Source organism: Neisseria dentiae, assembly GCF_014055005.1.
GTDB classification, from domain to species: Bacteria; Pseudomonadota; Gammaproteobacteria; order Burkholderiales; family Neisseriaceae; genus Neisseria; species Neisseria dentiae.
Genome location: NZ_CP059570.1, coordinates 387,456 through 403,626 on the forward strand (window position 1 = coordinate 387,456; position 16,171 = coordinate 403,626).

Annotated in this window: 14 protein-coding genes and 1 pseudogene; 7 read left to right on the forward strand and 8 right to left on the reverse strand. The window is 56.0% G+C overall.

Features of this window, described 5'->3' with window-relative positions:
• Positions 1-62 precede the first annotated feature (62 nt).
• The gene (gene rpoD, locus H3L92_RS01835; protein WP_085365021.1) at positions 63-2,018 is read left to right on the forward strand and encodes an RNA polymerase sigma factor RpoD; all 1,956 of its coding nucleotides are present in this window, start codon (positions 63-65) and stop codon (positions 2,016-2,018) included.
• A 203-nt stretch (positions 2,019-2,221) separates the two neighbouring features.
• Here rpoD and H3L92_RS13090 read toward each other — a convergent pair whose 3' ends face one another.
• The 4 genes from H3L92_RS13090 to purM all read right to left on the reverse strand — a co-directional run bounded on the left by H3L92_RS13090 (position 2,222) and on the right by purM (position 5,506).
• Positions 2,222-2,350: a hypothetical protein gene (locus H3L92_RS13090; protein WP_257066568.1), complete on the reverse strand. Its 129-nt coding sequence runs from the start codon at positions 2,348-2,350 to the stop codon at positions 2,222-2,224.
• A gap of 4 nt (positions 2,351-2,354) precedes the next feature.
• The gene (locus H3L92_RS01840) at positions 2,355-3,890 is read right to left on the reverse strand and encodes a BCCT family transporter (RefSeq protein ID WP_085365020.1); all 1,536 of its coding nucleotides are present in this window, start codon (positions 3,888-3,890) and stop codon (positions 2,355-2,357) included.
• Positions 3,891-4,153: 263 nt separating this feature from the next.
• Complete coding sequence (locus H3L92_RS01845; protein ID WP_085365019.1) at positions 4,154-4,390, reverse strand: hypothetical protein; 237 nt, start codon at positions 4,388-4,390, stop codon at positions 4,154-4,156.
• Between the two features lie 78 nt (positions 4,391-4,468).
• A complete protein-coding gene (gene purM / locus H3L92_RS01850) occupies positions 4,469-5,506 on the reverse strand; it encodes a phosphoribosylformylglycinamidine cyclo-ligase (RefSeq protein WP_085365018.1) in 1,038 nt (345 codons plus the stop codon).
• Between the two features lie 143 nt (positions 5,507-5,649).
• Between purM and H3L92_RS01855 the strand changes: the two genes are divergently transcribed.
• On the forward strand, positions 5,650-6,720 hold the full coding sequence (locus tag H3L92_RS01855; RefSeq protein WP_085365017.1) for an AI-2E family transporter: 1,071 nt from the start codon (positions 5,650-5,652) through the stop codon (positions 6,718-6,720).
• A 69-nt stretch (positions 6,721-6,789) separates the two neighbouring features.
• Here the strand turns inward: H3L92_RS01855 and H3L92_RS01860 are convergent, their stop codons facing one another.
• Both H3L92_RS01860 and H3L92_RS01865 read right to left on the reverse strand, forming a co-directional pair.
• Positions 6,790-7,200: a hypothetical protein gene (locus tag H3L92_RS01860; protein WP_085365016.1), complete on the reverse strand. Its 411-nt coding sequence runs from the start codon at positions 7,198-7,200 to the stop codon at positions 6,790-6,792.
• A 74-nt stretch (positions 7,201-7,274) separates the two neighbouring features.
• On the reverse strand, positions 7,275-7,670 hold the full coding sequence (locus tag H3L92_RS01865) for an energy transducer TonB (protein ID WP_085365015.1): 396 nt from the start codon (positions 7,668-7,670) through the stop codon (positions 7,275-7,277).
• Between the two features lie 103 nt (positions 7,671-7,773).
• Between H3L92_RS01865 and H3L92_RS13555 the strand changes: the two are divergent.
• The 3 genes and pseudogenes from H3L92_RS13555 to H3L92_RS01875 form a co-directional block, all read left to right on the forward strand.
• Positions 7,774-7,920: pseudogene (locus H3L92_RS13555) on the forward strand (signal peptidase); the annotation flags it as partial.
• Between the two features lie 132 nt (positions 7,921-8,052).
• Positions 8,053-8,781, forward strand: a complete 729-nt coding sequence (locus tag H3L92_RS01870) for an SDR family NAD(P)-dependent oxidoreductase (protein ID WP_085365014.1) — start codon at positions 8,053-8,055, stop codon at positions 8,779-8,781.
• A 113-nt stretch (positions 8,782-8,894) separates the two neighbouring features.
• Complete coding sequence (locus tag H3L92_RS01875) at positions 8,895-9,515, forward strand: Smr/MutS family protein (RefSeq protein WP_085365013.1); 621 nt, start codon at positions 8,895-8,897, stop codon at positions 9,513-9,515.
• Between the two features lie 230 nt (positions 9,516-9,745).
• On the opposite strand, the gene pyrG is transcribed toward H3L92_RS01875, so the two are convergent.
• Both pyrG and H3L92_RS01885 read right to left on the reverse strand, forming a co-directional pair.
• Positions 9,746-11,374: a CTP synthase gene (pyrG, locus tag H3L92_RS01880; protein ID WP_085365012.1), complete on the reverse strand. Its 1,629-nt coding sequence runs from the start codon at positions 11,372-11,374 to the stop codon at positions 9,746-9,748.
• A gap of 188 nt (positions 11,375-11,562) precedes the next feature.
• A complete protein-coding gene (locus H3L92_RS01885) occupies positions 11,563-11,712 on the reverse strand; it encodes a hypothetical protein (RefSeq protein ID WP_169710483.1) in 150 nt (49 codons plus the stop codon).
• 314 nt (positions 11,713-12,026) lie between these two features.
• On the opposite strand from H3L92_RS01885, the gene H3L92_RS01890 reads away from it, so the two are divergent.
• Together H3L92_RS01890 and H3L92_RS01895 are read left to right on the forward strand one after the other, a co-directional pair.
• Complete coding sequence (locus H3L92_RS01890) at positions 12,027-14,489, forward strand: heavy metal translocating P-type ATPase (protein WP_085365011.1); 2,463 nt, start codon at positions 12,027-12,029, stop codon at positions 14,487-14,489.
• 92 nt (positions 14,490-14,581) lie between these two features.
• Positions 14,582-15,709 carry an NAD(P)H-dependent flavin oxidoreductase gene (locus tag H3L92_RS01895; RefSeq protein WP_259345790.1) on the forward strand — a complete coding sequence of 376 codons (1,128 nt, stop codon included), beginning with the start codon at positions 14,582-14,584 and terminating at the stop codon, positions 15,707-15,709.
• Positions 15,710-16,171 lie beyond the last annotated feature (462 nt).

Below are 16,171 nucleotides of genomic sequence, written 5' to 3' on the forward strand. Positions count from 1 at the left end.
CCCCTTTTCTATTGTTTCAGACGGCCTCATCCCCGTTAAACCGTTTAACCAGAGAACATTCTATGTCTAACGAAAACACCGATATCCACGACAGCGAATACGAAGAACAAGACGACAACCGCCCGCTGACCCTCGAAGAGCAGCGGGCGCGGTTGCGCCAGCTCATCATCATGGGCAAAGAGCGCGGCTACATCACCTATTCCGAAATCAACGACGCGCTGCCCGACGATATGTCGGATGCCGAGCAAATCGACAATATCGTCAGCATGATTGCCGGATTGGGTATCCAAGTAACCGAGCAGGCGCCCGATGCCGAAGAAATGCTGATGAGCGACAACACCGCCGCCATCACCGACGACGACGCGGTGGCCGAAGCCGAAGCCGCCTTATCGAGCGTGGACAGCGAGTTCGGCCGCACTACCGACCCCGTGCGTATGTATATGCGCGAAATGGGGCAGGTTGACCTGCTCACCCGCGAAGACGAAATCATCATCGCCAAAAAAATCGAAAACGCCCTCAAAAACATGGTGCAGGCCATTTCCGCCTGCCCCGGTTCGATTGCCGAGATTCTCGAATTAATCAAGCGCATCCGCGAAGACGAAATCAAAGTCGACGAAGTGGTGGAAGCCATTATCGACCCCAACGAAGTGCTGCTGAACGAACTCGGTTTGGGCCACCTCGAAACCGCCCCGGCCGCCGCCGACACCGATGACAGCGACGATGACGGCGACGACGGCGACGACGATGAAGAAGACGAAGGCAGCGCGGAAGCCATCGCCGCCACCAATCTGGAAGAGCTGAAACAGAAAGTGTTGGAACACTTCGAACGCATTCAGGCCGACTACGACAATATGGTAGCCGCCCTGGCCAAGCACGACAGCCGCCACCAGGCCTATCTCGAGCACCGCGACGCCATCGCCTCCAAACTGCTCGAAGTGCGCTTCGCCACCCGCCAGATCGAAAGCCTGAGCAGCAGCCTGCGCGAGCGTGTGGAAAGCATCCGCCGTCTGGAGCGCGAAATCCGCGACATCTGCGTGGAGCGCGTGCATATGGACCGCGATTATTTCATCGGTTACTTCCTGCCCGAAATCACCAATTTGGCATGGGTGGAAACCGAAATCGCCAAAAACAACGTGTGGGGCAACGCGCTCGACCGCTTCCGCCATGCCATTATCGAAAAGCAAACCGAGCTGGCCAACATGGAAACCGAAACGCAGATTTCCATCGAAGAGTTGAAAGAAATCAACAAAAACATGGTTATCAGCGAAAAAGAAACCGCCGCCGCCAAGCAGGAAATGATTCAGGCCAACCTGCGCCTGGTGATTTCGATCGCCAAAAAATACACCAACCGCGGTTTGCAGTTTCTCGATCTGATTCAGGAAGGCAATATCGGCCTGATGAAGGCGGTGGACAAATTCGAATACCGCCGCGGCTACAAATTTTCAACCTACGCCACATGGTGGATCCGCCAGGCGATTACCCGCTCGATTGCCGACCAGGCGCGCACCATCCGCATTCCGGTGCACATGATCGAAACCATCAACAAAATGAACCGCATCTCGCGCCAATATCTTCAGGAAACCGGCGAAGAGCCTGATTCCGCCAAACTGGCCGAGCTGATGGAAATGCCGGAAGACAAAATCCGCAAAATCATGAAAATCGCCAAAGAGCCGATTTCGATGGAAACCCCCATCGGCGACGACGACGATTCGCATCTGGGCGACTTTATCGAAGATGTGAACAACATCGCCCCCGCCGAAGCCGCCATGTATTCGAGCCTGCACGAGGTAACCAAAGAAGTGCTCGAAAGCCTCACCCCGCGCGAGGCCAAAGTGTTGCGTATGCGTTTCGGCATCGACATGAACACCGACCACACGCTCGAAGAAGTGGGCAAACAGTTCGACGTTACCCGCGAACGTATCCGCCAAATCGAAGCCAAAGCCCTGCGCAAACTCCGCCACCCCACCCGCAGCGACCGCCTGCGCAGCTTCTTGGACAGCGAAGAAAACAAGCAGTAGGTAACACAAGGTTGTTTGGTATGGAAAGGCCGTCTGAAACGTTTCAGACGGCCTTTTGTTTTTCAAAACCTGTTTTATATCATTCCCGTCATACTCGGGCTTGACCCGAGTATCTGCTTTTCTAAAAAAAAAAACAAAAAGATACCCGGGTCAAGCCCGGGTATGACGGAACGCTATTCAATGGGTTTGACTATATCTCGGCATTATTCATCTTTATCAAAAAACGCCAGCTTCACCACATAACACAGAAACAGCACCGCCAACAGCAGCAGCACGGTTTCCAGCGCGTTGTCCTGCGGGCTTTGGTTCCAGTAGAAAATCTCTTTTTTCATCTGCCTATTCCTTTCTCACGCGCGGCACGTCGCGGTTGAGCTGCCGCCACAGCGCGGCAAACCACAAATACATCACAAACACAAACGGAAAGCCCGAAAACGAGCCTACGGCTTTGATGCCTTCCATTTTGCCGGTAAAAATCACCGCATAGCTGATTAAAGTCATAAACACGCACCATACCACCGCGCGGAATTTGTTTTCGCTGCGGCCGTCGCCGCTGGTCATGATGCCCAGCGAAATCGCCGCGCTGGTAACGGTGGTTACGATAAAGCCGAGAAACAGCACGATGGTCAGCGGTTTGGTCACGCCCGACAGCGGCAGCATATTGAGCAGATAATAAAACGTGCCCTCATAATCGCCCTTGTTGGCGATTTCGGCCAAGCGCCCCGTGCCTTCCACCGTGTCGAGCAGGCTGAAGCCCGAAAACACCGAAAACCAGATCACGATAAAGCCCGCAGGCACCATCACCGAAGCAAACACAAACTCGCGCAGCGTGCGGCCTTTGGAAATTTTGGCGAGAAACACGCCCACAAACGGCGCCCACGTTACCCACCACACCCAATAAGCCATCGGATACCACACCACCCAGTCGCGGTTGTGGAACATATAAAGCTCAAACGAATGATGCACCGTTTTGGTGAGGATATTGCCCACCGACACCGCTATCGTGCTCAAAAAATAATGTGTGGGGCCGACGGCAAATACAAACAACAGCAGCAACACCGAGAAATAAATCGTCCAGTCGCCCAAAAATTTCATGCCTTTGTTAATCGGCAGCACCGCGCCGGCGGTATAGAGCGCGGCCAGCGCAGCCAGCACCGCCGCTTTCCAGCCGATGGCGTCGAACGAAAAACCGGTGATGATTTTCAAGCCCGAGGCAATCTGCACCGAAGCCATCGCAATCGATGAGGAAACCGACATCGCAATCGACAAAATCGCCATGCCGGTAACGATAACACCCAGCGGCTTCGCCCATTTTTTGTGGTTGAACGCATATTGCAGCGGTGCGGCGGGCGTGCATTCGGTTTTATGCTGATAAGTGAAATACGCCATCACCAAACCCGCAATCATATACAGCGACCACGCGGGAATGCCCCAAACGTGCAGCGCCAGACTCATGGCGTTTTCCACTTTCTGATATTCCGTCAGCCCTGCCGCCTGAACGCCGATGGGCGAATGGAAATAGTGCCACAAGGCTTCGATGGGGCCGAAAAACACAATGCCCACGCCGATGCCGGCGGTAAACAGCATATTCATCCACGAGAGAAACGAATACTCGGGGCGGGCGTCTTTGCCGCCCAGGCGGATATTGCCGAAACGCGGCGACAGTGCCACCGCCAGCCCCACGCCGAAAGCCGCGAGCGGCAGCCACATAATCAGCCAGTCGAATTTCAGATAGAAAAACTTGCTCACCGCTGCGATGGTGCCGGTGAGCAGGGTAGGGTTAACCACCGCTGTAACCGCCATCAGGCCGACCAGCAGCGAAGTCCATAAAAAATAATTGGGGCGTTTAACCGGGGGATTTTCTTGTGCAGACATACGCAGCCTTTTCTTGGAGTTTGGGAAAAAAGGTTGCGAGTAAAGACGTTGGCGGAAATATCATGCCGTTTTGTTATGCGGCGTATCTTAGCATTAAGGGTTGGAAAATGTAAAAGGTGCGGTTGTTTTTGTTTGCTTTTGCGAAAAGCTTAGGCTGAGACCTTTGTAAAAATATTTTCAGACGGCCTGAAAATATTTTTACAAAGGTCTCAGCCTGTTTTCAGGTTGGCGGAACAACCCTGTTTCGCTTTTAAAGCAAAAGGTTATTTTAAGTCCAGCCGCTGCGCCCATTTTTTTGCAAACTCGGTGATGACCGCCACACTTTCGGGTTTGAGCATGGGGCGGGCCTGTTTGGCCAGCTGTTTTACTTGTTTGAAGTCGGTTTTTCCGGCGCGGTATTCCGCCCAATGGGTAACGGCGAAGCGTTCCATTTCTTGCTGGTGTTCCGGCTGCGTGTGTTTCAGCAAAAACTTCAGCGCTTGTTTTTCGATAATGTTCATAATCTTTGGCTAGATAAATGCCCGCAAAAATTGCGGGCAGCTATGTTTAAAGGGCGTTCAGACGGCCTGAAGCTGTGTTCAGGCAACTTGCGTTTGGTGTTCGCCGCCGTTGCGGCTGCGGATTTCGCCCAGGCGGTAAACGGTTTCGCCTTGTTCGGCCAAAAAAGCCTGCACCGCGTCGGCATCTTCGGCGGCCACCACCACCACCATGCCGATGCCGCAGTTGAAGGTGCGGTACATTTCCTGCGTTTCTACATTGCCTGCCTGTTGCAGCCATTGGAACAGCTTGGGCAGCTGCCACGCGCCCGCATCGATTTGGGCGACGGTGTTTTCAGGCAGGATGCGCGGCACGTTTTCGGTGATGCCGCCGCCGGTGATGTGCGCCATACCCTTAATGGTGAATTGTTGCAGCGCGGCCAGAATCGGCTTCACATACAGGCGGGTAGGGGCGATGATGGCCTGGCGCAGGGTTTTGCCGTTGTCGAATTCGGCATCCAAATCGGGCTGGTCGCGCTCGATGATTTTGCGGATTAACGAGTAGCCGTTGGAGTGCGCGCCGTTGCTGGCCAAACCCAGCACCACGTCGCCCGCGGTAATGCTGCGGCCGTTAATCACCTGGTCTTTTTCCACCACGCCCACGGCGAAGCCGGCCAAATCGTATTCGCCTTCGGGATACATGCCCGGCATTTCGGCGGTTTCGCCGCCGATTAGGGCGCAGCCCGATTCTTCGCAGCCTTGCGCGATGCCTTTGATAACATCGGTGGCGCGCGCCACATCGAGTTTGCCGCAGGCGAAATAATCAAGGAAAAACAGCGGCTCGGCACCCTGCACCAAAATATCGTTCACGCTCATGGCCACTAAATCGATGCCCACCGTGTCGTGTTTGTCCCAATCAAAAGCCAGTTTCAGCTTGGTGCCGACGCCGTCGGTGCCGCTTACTAAAACCGGATTTTGGTATTTTTTGCTGATTTCGACCAGCGCGCCGAAACCGCCCAAATCCCCCAACACTTCGGGGCGCATGGTGCGTTTGGCAAAGGGTTTGATGTTTTCGACCAGTTGGTCGCCGGCATCAATATCGACACCTGCGTCGCGGTAGCTCAAAGACGGGTTGCTCATGGTTCGGGCTTTCTTTGTTTCGGGTTGGTTGGGAAATGCGCTGTATTTTACCCGATTTTGTGCCGCTTAAGCATTTTCAGACGGCCTGAAAAGCCAAATATGATATGCTTGAGGCCGTCTGAAACCTGCAAACGAATTGTTTTATGTATCGCAAAAAAACTCGCGGCGGCAAGCCGTGGCTGATTGCTGCGGCCGTGGCGGCCGTTTTTGTCTGGTTGGTTTATGCGCTGGGTAATATTCTCACGCCGTTTATCGTGGCGGCGGTGCTGGCCTATATTCTGAACCCGCTGGTGGAAAAGCTGCGCGACAAGGGCATGAAGCGCGGGCTGGCCGCGATGGTGGTGATGATCTTGTCGCTGGCCGTGATTTTCGCGCTGGTGCTGATTATCGTGCCGATGCTGATTAACCAGTTTAACAACCTGGTCGACCGCCTGCCGCAAATCGTGGGCTTTGTGCAAAACAAACTCCTGCCGTGGGTAAGCCGTTTGGCGGGGGAGCGGGTGGAAATCGACGTGCAGAGCGTTACTGCGTGGTTGCAGTCGCACACCGGCGAATTGAGCAATGCGCTGCGCAAGGCCGCGCCCACTTTGCTGCGGCAGGGCGGCAATGTGGCGGCGGGGCTTTCCAACCTGCTGCTGCTGCCGTTTCTGCTGTATTACTTTCTGCTCGACTGGCAGCGCTGGTCGCACGGCGTGCGCGCGCTGGTGCCGCGCCGCTTTCTCGACAGCTATGTCCGCATCAGCGGCAATATGGATAAGGTGCTGGGCGAGTTTCTGCGCGGGCAGTTGATGGTGATGTTGATTATGGGCTTGGTTTACGGCATCGGCCTGATGCTGGTGGGGCTGGATTCGGGTTTTGCCATCGGCATGATTGCGGGCATTTTGGTGTTTGTGCCGTATTTGGGCGCGTTTACCGGCCTGCTGCTCGCTTCTGTTGCCGCGCTGTTACAGTTCGGCTCGTGGCAGGGTTTGCTGATGGTGTGGGCGGTGTTTGCCGTCGGCCAGTTTTTAGAGAGTTTTTTCATCACGCCGAAAATCGTTGGCGACCGTATCGGCCTTTCGCCTTTCTGGGTGATTTTTTCGCTGATGGCGTTCGGGCAGCTGATGGGTTTCGTGGGCATGCTCGTCGGCCTGCCGCTGGCGGCGGTAACGCTGGTGCTGCTGCGCGAAGGTGCGGACGTGTATTTCAAAAGCTGGTTTTACAACCACAAGTAACCGTGCCGTGCCAATAAACGCAAAGGCCGTCTGAAAAATTTTTCAGACGGCCTTTGCGTTAACCGAGCGTTAATCTACTGCTTTGTGCTTCTGCTTGTTGTGCAGCTTCCATTTCACCGCATAGCCCAGCACCACGGGCACGATGGCGATGATGATTTTAAACGTCCAGCCCGCATACCAGGGTTTGCTGATAACGATGGCCGAAGATTCCGCCCCGGGAACCAAAATATCGCGCACCGCCAGCCAATCGAGATACGGCCACCAGCAGGCAGTCAGCAGCCCCAGAAAAAACGGCCAAACCGTGCGGCTCAGGTTGCGCTGCCACAGCACGAAGCATACGGTTACGCAAATCAGCGTCAACGCCGAAATCAGCAGTTTGGTTTGCACAGGCGCGCCGAAATAATTGGCAATCAGATAGGTGAGCACCACCCACAAAGCCGCCAACACGGCTACAATCAGTTCTTCAGGGCGTTTAAACATTGCAGTTCCTTTTCTTCACACGTGGGTGTGGTGGTGATGATTACAGGTTTGAATGAAGGCATTTCAGACGGCCTTTAGGGTTTGGGCTGCACGCGGCCGTTTTCAAAAATTTTCCGCATTTCTTCTTCGGTCGGTGGTGGTGTTTCTTCCCGTATGGTGAACTGAACCGGCAGGGAAAATATCGTCCATCGCCCGCTTTTGGGATAAGTACCATGCTTTGCCGCCTGCAATGCCGCCTCGTCCAAAAGGGGATAGCCGCTGGATTCCCCTATCTTTACGCTTCTCATGCCCCGCGGCGATACGGTAACCAGCAGCAACACTTCTCCCTGCTCTCCTCTTTCAAGAGACTTCGCCGGATAGTTCGGGTTAGGAATCCGTACAGAGCCGGCAGGTATGCGGTTTTCTGCCCATGCTGCCGTTGCAAGCAGCAGCATTAAGCAGCCTGCCAAAAGCTTGTTTTGCCGTTTCATTGTGCTTTCCTCCTGTCAAACACGTTGGTGCAGGCTTCTCAGACGGCCTGCCTGGGGCGTGCGGTAGATAAACAGATATGGCGGCATATGTTTTTGAAACCGTTTGAGACCTTTGCAAAACTCCCGTCTGCGGCGCATTTCTTCGTTGTGCGCTGCTCGCCCGCTTAGCCTTGTATATGATATGTCTGCGCCCGCTGCGCTGCTACGCCTTGAACTGCATCCACATCCGACAGTTTTGCCAAGGTCTCAGTTTGCCGGAAAAGGGCGTTCAATATACCGCAAAACACCTTGCTTGGATACCGCGCCCCGTTTTCAGACGGCCTCGGCAAAACCGCCTGCGGAGCGGTAGAATACGTTTTTCCACACCACAGGCGGGCGTGTTATGAACACCAAAACCATCATCACCGGCCACAGCAGCGGCTTGGGCAAAGCGTTGGCCGGACACTATTTACAGGCAGGTTGCGGCGTATTGGGCTTGGCGCGGCGGCAGGCGGGTTTGAGGCCGTTTGAAAAACTGGCAGAGCAGCGGATTGATTTAAGCGATACCGCCGCACTTTCGGCTTGGCTGGCCGGCGGTTTTTTGGAGCGGTTTATCGAGGGCGCGGACGAAATCATCTTAATCAACAATGCCGCCGCCGTTGCGCCCAACGCCGTAGCGGGGCGGCAGCAGGCCGCCGAAATTGCTGCTGCCGTGCCGCTGAACATTACCGCCCCCATTTTGTTGGCCAACCATCTGATCGGCTGCAAGCCCGAACGGGCGGTGTTGAAAATCGCCCATATCGGCAGCGGGGCAGGGCGCAATGCTTATCCGGGCTGGAGCGTATACGGTGCCGCCAAAGCCGCGCTCGACCACCACGCCCGCTGCGTTGCCGCCGAACGGCATCCGCGCGTGCAGATCGCCTCTATCGCCCCGGGCGTGGTCGATACCGCCATGCAAAACGAAATCCGCCGGGCGCATGAGGCGGATTTTCCGATGGTGCGGCGTTTTATCGACTTGAAATCAGAAGGCGGCTTAAGCAGCCCCGAAACAGCCGCCGCCGAAATTGCCGCAATGATTGCAAGCGAAAACTTCGGCACGGAAGTTACCGACGATGTGCGCCGTCTGCGTTAAATGTATGATATAAATAAAAAAGATGGAGGGTTCGGCTCTCGTTAAGTTGATCCGCTATATTTTTCAGACGGCCTTGATGCCGTCTGAAAACCCGATGATAGAAAGCAGCAAATATGAGCAACGATTTCCAATCCGTTTTAAAAACTCTGGGCAAACAGGCCAAACAGGCCGCCGAGGCGAAGGCAGAAGCCGAAGCGGCGGCACGCAAACAGGCGGCGCAACAGGTGGATTTCGCCAAAGAAATGGCCGGCGTTACCCCGTTGAAAAACAGCAACCGCTACGCGCCGCCGCGCGACGTATCGCCGATCAAACCGCGCAAAACCCAAGCGGAGGCCTTAGCGGCGGAAGATTATTTTTATGTGGGCGACGGCGGAACCGACGAACCGCCCGCCACCTTCAGCAAAAACGGGCAGGGCAAAAACGACATCCGCCGTTTGCAGAGCGGCCATTGGCCGGTGGTGGCCGATGTGGACCTGCACGGCTACACGCAGGAAGAAGCGCAGCAGGTGTTGAACGAGTTTATCGAGTTCACCAAAAAACGCGGCGTGTGCGGCGAAATCGTCCACGGCAGCGGTTTGGGTTCTTCGGGCTACAAACCCGTGCTGAAAAATCTGGTGCGCCGCTGGCTGATGGCCCATCCCGACGTGCTGGCTTATGCCGAGCCGCGCCCGGGCAACGACGGTGCGGTTAGGGTTTTGCTCAAACGCAACCGTTCGTGGGAGCAGGAAAGTTAGGCGGGGGACTTTGCAAGCTGCCCAGGCCGTCTGAAATGCTTGAATACCGTCATATTCGGGCTTGCCCCGAGTATCGGCCAGTTCTTTTTTAACAAAGAGATGCCCGGGTCAAGCCCGATCATGACGCAGAGGTTTTAAAAATACCGACATGAATTTGGCAAAGGTTGGCATATTGCGGCAACAAAAAAGCACCCTGAACAGGGTGCTTTCGGTTTTAACGGCAGGCCACGTCAAACTTTTTTATTCGCCAGCGCCGCTTTGATATAGGCCGTAAACAGCGGGTGGCCTTTGCGCGGGGTGGAGGTGAACTCGGGGTGGAACTGGCAGGCGAAAAACCACGGGTGGCCGGGCAGCTCGATGGTTTCCACCAAGCGTTCGCGGCCGGCGGATACGCCGCCGATCACCAACCCCGCTTTTTCCAGCTCGGGCACGAAGTTGTTGTTCACTTCGTAGCGGTGGCGGTGGCGTTCTTTGATTTCGGTGCTGCCGTAGATTTTGGCGGCAAGGCTGTCGGGTTTTAATTCGACTTCCTGTGCGCCCAAACGCATGGTGCCGCCCAAATCGGCGTTTTCGTCGCGTTTTTCCACGCTGCCGTCGGCGGTTTGCCATTCGTCGATCAGCGCCACAACGGGATACGGGGTTTTCAGGTCGAACTCGGTGGAGTTGGCGCCCTGTAAGCCGGCCACGTCGCGGGCGTATTCGATCAGCGCAATCTGCATGCCGAGGCAGATGCCCAAATAGGGGATATTGTTTTCGCGCGCGTATTTGACGGCGGCGATTTTGCCTTCCACGCCGCGCACGCCGAAACCGCCGGGCACGAGAATGGCATCCATATCGTGCAGGCAGCCGGTGCCTTCTTTTTCGATGGCTTCGCTGTCCACATAGGTAATCTGCACGTCGGTTTCGGTGTGGATACCGGCGTGTTTCAGGGCTTCGGTCAGCGATTTGTAGGATTCGGTCAAATCCACATATTTGCCGACCATGGCGATTTTAGCGGTGTGTTTGGGGTTTTTGATGGCGTAAACGATTTTTTTCCATTCGGTCAAATCGGCCTGCTGCACGTTGAGCTGCAACTGCTCGCAAATAATGTTGTCGATGCCCTGGTTGTGCAGCATTTCAGGGATTTCGTAAATGCTGTCGGCATCATAGCTGCCCGCCACCGCGCGCTCTTCCACGTTGCAGAACAGGGCGATTTTGCGCTTTTCTTCTTCGGGCAGAATGCGGTCCATGCGGCAGATCAACACGTCGGGCTGGATGCCGATTTCGCGCAATTCTTTCACCGAGTGTTGGGTGGGTTTGGTTTTGATTTCGCCGGCGGCGGCGATATAGGGCACATAACTCAGGTGCACGTATAAGGTGTTGTTGCGGCCGAGCTGGCTGCGCATCTGGCGGATGGCTTCCAGAAAAGGCAGCGATTCGATGTCGCCCACGGTGCCGCCGATTTCGACGATGGCCACATCGTGCCCCGCCGCGCCTTCGTGGATTTTGCGTTTGATTTCGTCGGTGATGTGGGGGATAACCTGCACGGTGCCGCCCAAATAGTCGCCGCGGCGTTCTTTGGCGATCACCTGTTCGTAAACCTGGCCTGCGCTGAAGCTGTTGCGGCGCAGCATGGTGGAATTGATAAAGCGTTCGTAGTGGCCCAAATCGAGGTCGGTTTCGGCGCCGTCTTCGGTAACGAATACTTCGCCGTGCTGGAACGGACTCATGGTGCCGGGATCGACGTTGATATAGGGGTCAAGCTTGAGCATGGTAACGTTCAAGCCGCGCGATTCGAGAATGGTGGCAATAGAAGCGGCGGCGATACCTTTACCTAATGAAGATACGACGCCGCCGGTTACGAAAATAAACTTGGTCATGATTTTTACCGCTCGTTTTGAATGCGCGATTTTACCTTGAAAGAAGGGTGTTTTCAATAAGGCGCAGGCCGTCTGAAAACCTTTCAGACGGCCTGTTTTGAGCGGGCGGGGCAGTGCGGCAACGCAGCCGTTATGCGCGGAGCGGGTATGCCTGACGGCTGTTTTTTTATCCGCCCGTGTGTTGCCGTTTAAACGGCGGTGTGTTGCGTGTGTGTTTGGGTGGTTTTTTTCTTGTTTGAAAACAGGCTGTTGTAAATGGCCCAAGCCGCCAGGCCGGTGTAGCCGAGCATGGACAGCACACCGATAACGGCGAAAATGGGCATCAGGCGGTCAATCATGGGTATCTCCGAGTAAAGAAACGTTTGGATATGTGTTGATTTATGAGCTTGCTTTTTTGAATTGCTTGCGGAGCCTGTTTTTTTATTTTCAGGCAATATTTTTAAATATTAAAACTTTGTTGTCAATTTTTATGACAATAAATTGATATTTTTAGAGAATAGTGTTGTAAATTTATGTAATCAATGGTTTGAAACGGCTAACATTGCTGACCGGATAATGGAAGCGAAAGATACGGCGGGGCGGAAAGCCCGGGCCGTCTGAAAGGGCGGCGCGTCGTTGCCCGCGCCAAGCGCTGCGCGTACAATTCCAGCCCATGAAAAAAACATGCTTTCATTGCGGGCTGGATGTGCCCGACAACGTTTCTTTAACCGTGGTTTACGAAAACGAACCGCGCGACACCTGCTGCGCGGGCTGCCAGGCCGTGGCGCAGGGGATTATCGATGCGGGGCTGGGCAATTACTACAAACAGCGTACGGCCGATGCCGAAAAAGCGGCGCTGCCGCCGCAGGAAATTCTCGACCGCCTGAAGCTTTACGATCTGCCGGAAGTGCAGGCCGGTTTTGTGGAGGCGGGCTCGGGCGAAGAGCGCGAGGCGGTGCTGATGCTGGAGGGCATTACCTGCGCCGCCTGCGTGTGGCTGATCGAGCAGCAGCTTCTGCGCACGGCGGGGGTGTTGCGGGCAGATTTGAACTACAGCACCCGCCGCGTGCGCGTGTTGTGGGACAACAGCCGCGTGCTGCTTTCCGATATCCTGCTGCGCATTCAGAAAAGCGGTTACAGCGCCTTGCCTTACGATGCCCATAAAATGGAAGAACAGGCGCAGGCCGAACGCAAGCAGTCGCTGATACGTTTGGCGGTGGCGGGTTTGTCGATGATGCAGACGATGATGTTCGCCGTGCCCGAATATCTTTACGGCAATGAAATCGAGCCGGTTTATTTGAACGTGCTGCATTGGGGTTCGTTTTTGATGGTGCTGCCGGCGATGCTTTATTCGGCGGTGCCGTTTTACCGCGGTATGTGGCGCGACCTCAAAAACCGCCGCACCGGCATGGATACGCCGGTGGCGGTGGCGCTGATTCTGACGTTTTCGGCCGGCGTGTACAGCCTGTTCAGCGGGGCGGGGCAGGGTATGTATTTCGAATCGATTGCCATGTTTGTGTTTTTTCTGCTCGGCGGCCGCTATATGGAGCAGATCGCAAGGCGCAAGGCGGGAGATGCGGCCGAGCGGCTGGTGAAGCTGGTGCCCGCGTTTTGCCATAAGCTGGGCGGTTATCCCGAAAGCGAAACGGCCGAAGAGGCGGCGGTGGTGCAGCTGCGCCCGGGCGACGTGGTGGCGGTGTATCCCGGCGAAGTGATTCCGGTGGACGGCACGGTGCTGGCCGGCGAGAGCGAGGTAAACGAAGCCATGCTCACCGGCGAGAGCCTGCCTCTGCCCAAACAGGCGGGGCAGGCGGTGGTGGCGGGCACGCTCAACACATCCGGCCCGCTGGTTATCCGCACCGACCAAGTGGGCGGCGGCACGCGGTTGGCGCACATTGTGAAACTGCTCGACCGCGCTTTGGCGCAAAAACCGCGTTTGGCCGAGCTGGCCGACAAATACGCCGCTTTCTTTTTATCGCGCCTGCTGCTGTTGGCCGTGCCGGTTTTCGTGGGTTGGACGATATACGCCGGCCCCATGCAGGCGTTGTGGATTACCGTGTCGCTCTTGGTGATTACCTGCCCGTGCGCGCTTTCGCTGGCTACGCCCACCGCGCTGGCCGCTTCCACGGGCGTGCTCGCTTCAGACGGCATCTTGATCAGCGGCAGCGGCAGTTTGGAAACGCTGGCCCAGATTGACGATGTGGTGTTTGATAAAACCGGCACCTTAACCCGGGGCACTTTATCGGTTATCGAGGCGCGCCCGTTAGGCCGTCTGAACAGCCCCCTGGCCGCTGCCGTTGCCGGTGTGCTGGAGTCCCAGTCGGAACACCCCGTTGCCAAAGCCATTCTGGATTATGCCGAACGTTCGGGTGCCGAAGGGCAGCACGAAATCCGCGCCGAACAGCGCGCCAACCATGTGGGCAGCGGCGTGAGCGCACGGCTCACGGTAAACGGCGAAACGCAAATTTGGGCGTTGGGTAAGGCGGATTTCGTGGCGGGCATCTCCGGCAACCTGCCCGCAGCGGGCATAATCGAACACGGCGGCGGTTTGGTTTACCTCGGCAACCAACAAGGTTTTCAGACGGCCTTTCTGCTGGCCGACGAAACCAAAGCAGGCATTGCCGATATGCTGGCCGAGCTTAAAGCGCAGGGCGTGCGGCTGCACCTGCTCAGCGGCGACCGCAGCCCCGCCGTAGCAAACCTTGCCCGCAGTTTGGGTTTGGACAGCTACCGTGCGGAAGCCTCGCCCGAAGACAAACTGGCTTATGTGGAAACCCTGCAACGGCAGCAGCGCAAAGTGCTGATGGTGGGCGACGGCATCAACGATGCCCCCGTTTTGGCGCAGGCCGATGTTTCGGTTGCCGTGTCGGGCGGTGCTGATGTTGCCCGCGAAGGAGCCGATGTGATACTGCTGAACGAAGATATGCGCGTGTTGCCGAAAACCATACGGCAGGCGCGGCGCACCCGTTCGGTTATCCGCCAAAACCTGATTTGGGCCAGCGTTTACAATCTGATTGTGGTGCCTTTGGCCGTGTGCGGTTACGTTACCCCGTGGGTGGCCGCGCTGGGCATGAGCCTAAGCTCGCTGGTGGTGGTGGCCAATGCGTTAAGGCTGTTGAAAAAAGAGGCCGTCTGAAAATATGGCAGGCAATTTACCTTAAACACTTCACGACCGTGCTTTAGTCGCAAATCAATGGCTCAACGGAAACCGTGCAAAGGCTTCGGGCGATGTTGCGGAAAAAGAAAACCTGCCGCTTGGCACAAACACAGGAGCAAACCATGAATACCGTTTCCCGTTTGTTGAAGCTGATTCAAACCCGCCTGCCGCTGATTCAGGCACCGATGGCGGGCGTGCAGGGCAGCAGGCTGGCCGTTGCCGCCTGCCGTGCCGGCGTGCTGGGTTCGCTGCCCGCCGCCATGTTGCTGGCCGAGCGCTTGTGTGCCGAAATCGAAGCCGTGCGGCGGCAGACCGACCGGCCGTTCAACATTAACTTTTTCGCCCACAAACAGCCGCAAGCCGATGCCACACAACAGGCGGCATGGTTGCAGGCGCTGCAACCGTTTTACCGCGAATTCGGCTTGAGCGAAGCAGACGTTGCCGCAGGCGGCGGCAGGCAGCCGTTTGGCGAAGAGCAGGCGGAAATCGTGCTGCGTTACCGCCCGGCCGTGGTCAGCTTTCATTTCGGGCTGCCCGAGCAGACATTGTTGGACAAAGTGAAAAGCAGCGGTGCCGTGGTGATGTCGAGCGCCACCACAGTGGAAGAAGCCCGCAGGCTCGAGGCCGGCGGCGCCGACATTATTATCGCGCAAGGCTTGGAAGCAGGCGGCCACCGCGGCATGTTTCTCAGCAGGGACTTAACCACCCAGTCGGGCACGTTCAGCCTGCTGCCGCAAGTTTGCGCGGCCGTAAGCGTGCCGGTGGTGGCAACAGGCGGTATCTGCAATGCCGCCACCGCCCGCGCCGCCCGTGATTTGGGCGCGGCAGGCATACAGATCGGCACCGCGCTGATGCTGGCCGACGAGGCCGACACCTCGCCCCTGCACCGCGCCGCCCTGCAAAGCAGCCGTGCCGAACACACCGCTCTAACCAACCTGTTCAGCGGCGGCTTCGCGCGCGGCATCGTCAACCGCTTTATCCGCGAAGCCGGCCCCATCAATCCCGCTGCACCGCCTTTCCCGCTGGCGCAGGCTGTGGCCGCACCGTTGAAAGCGGCGGCGGAGAAACAGGGTTCCGACGAATTTTCTTCGTTGTGGGCGGGGCAGAATGCGCCGCTGGCCGAAACCGGCAGCGCGGCGGAAATTATCGGCAGAATCATGGCGGGCTGGGGAAATGTGCCGGAAGATAGTGAGCGATAGGAAAATAAATTATTGATATAAAAGGTTTATAAAGATATTTAGGCCGTCTGAAAGTATGCGTTATATGCTTTCAGACGGCCTGAAAATTTTGCAGAAATTTCAGTTCATGCCGGTATTTTATAGTGGATTAAAATAAGAATGCCGAAGTAGGGTAAAACGATTCTTTAGCATATCGCCCAATTGCAAGTTTGAATGCAGTTATTTCATTTCGGAGTTTTTATTTGAATTCACTATAATATCTTCGTCATGCTCGGGTTTGACCCGAGCATCTGTTTGTTTCAAAAGAAATAACCGATACCCGGGCTGAGCACGGGTATGACGAAACATAAATAAATTCAGGGTTAAAACGTGTTTTTGCAAAGGTCTCAGGTCAAGCCCGAGTATGACGGTGAATACGGCAATCGGGCATTTCAGACGGCCTGAGCGACTTGCAAAGGTTTCGGCCTGTCCGTTTCTTTGCCG

Bases quoted from the DNA above. Each gene is read 5' to 3' on its own strand.
- rpoD (WP_085365021.1), top strand. From the start codon at position 63: ATGTCTAACGAAAACACCGATATCCACGACAGCGAATACGAAGAACAA.
- H3L92_RS13090 (WP_257066568.1), bottom strand. From the start codon at position 2,350: ATGAAAAAAGAGATTTTCTACTGGAACCAAAGCCCGCAGGACAACGCG.
- H3L92_RS01840 (WP_085365020.1), bottom strand. From the start codon at position 3,890: ATGTCTGCACAAGAAAATCCCCCGGTTAAACGCCCCAATTATTTTTTA.
- H3L92_RS01845 (WP_085365019.1), bottom strand. From the start codon at position 4,390: ATGAACATTATCGAAAAACAAGCGCTGAAGTTTTTGCTGAAACACACG.
- purM (WP_085365018.1), bottom strand. From the start codon at position 5,506: ATGAGCAACCCGTCTTTGAGCTACCGCGACGCAGGTGTCGATATTGAT.
- H3L92_RS01855 (WP_085365017.1), top strand. From the start codon at position 5,650: ATGTATCGCAAAAAAACTCGCGGCGGCAAGCCGTGGCTGATTGCTGCG.
- H3L92_RS01860 (WP_085365016.1), bottom strand. From the start codon at position 7,200: ATGTTTAAACGCCCTGAAGAACTGATTGTAGCCGTGTTGGCGGCTTTG.
- H3L92_RS01865 (WP_085365015.1), bottom strand. From the start codon at position 7,670: ATGAAACGGCAAAACAAGCTTTTGGCAGGCTGCTTAATGCTGCTGCTT.
- H3L92_RS01870 (WP_085365014.1), top strand. From the start codon at position 8,053: ATGAACACCAAAACCATCATCACCGGCCACAGCAGCGGCTTGGGCAAA.
- H3L92_RS01875 (WP_085365013.1), top strand. From the start codon at position 8,895: ATGAGCAACGATTTCCAATCCGTTTTAAAAACTCTGGGCAAACAGGCC.
- pyrG (WP_085365012.1), bottom strand. From the start codon at position 11,374: ATGACCAAGTTTATTTTCGTAACCGGCGGCGTCGTATCTTCATTAGGT.
- H3L92_RS01885 (WP_169710483.1), bottom strand. From the start codon at position 11,712: ATGATTGACCGCCTGATGCCCATTTTCGCCGTTATCGGTGTGCTGTCC.
- H3L92_RS01890 (WP_085365011.1), top strand. From the start codon at position 12,027: ATGAAAAAAACATGCTTTCATTGCGGGCTGGATGTGCCCGACAACGTT.
- H3L92_RS01895 (WP_259345790.1), top strand. From the start codon at position 14,582: ATGTTGCGGAAAAAGAAAACCTGCCGCTTGGCACAAACACAGGAGCAA.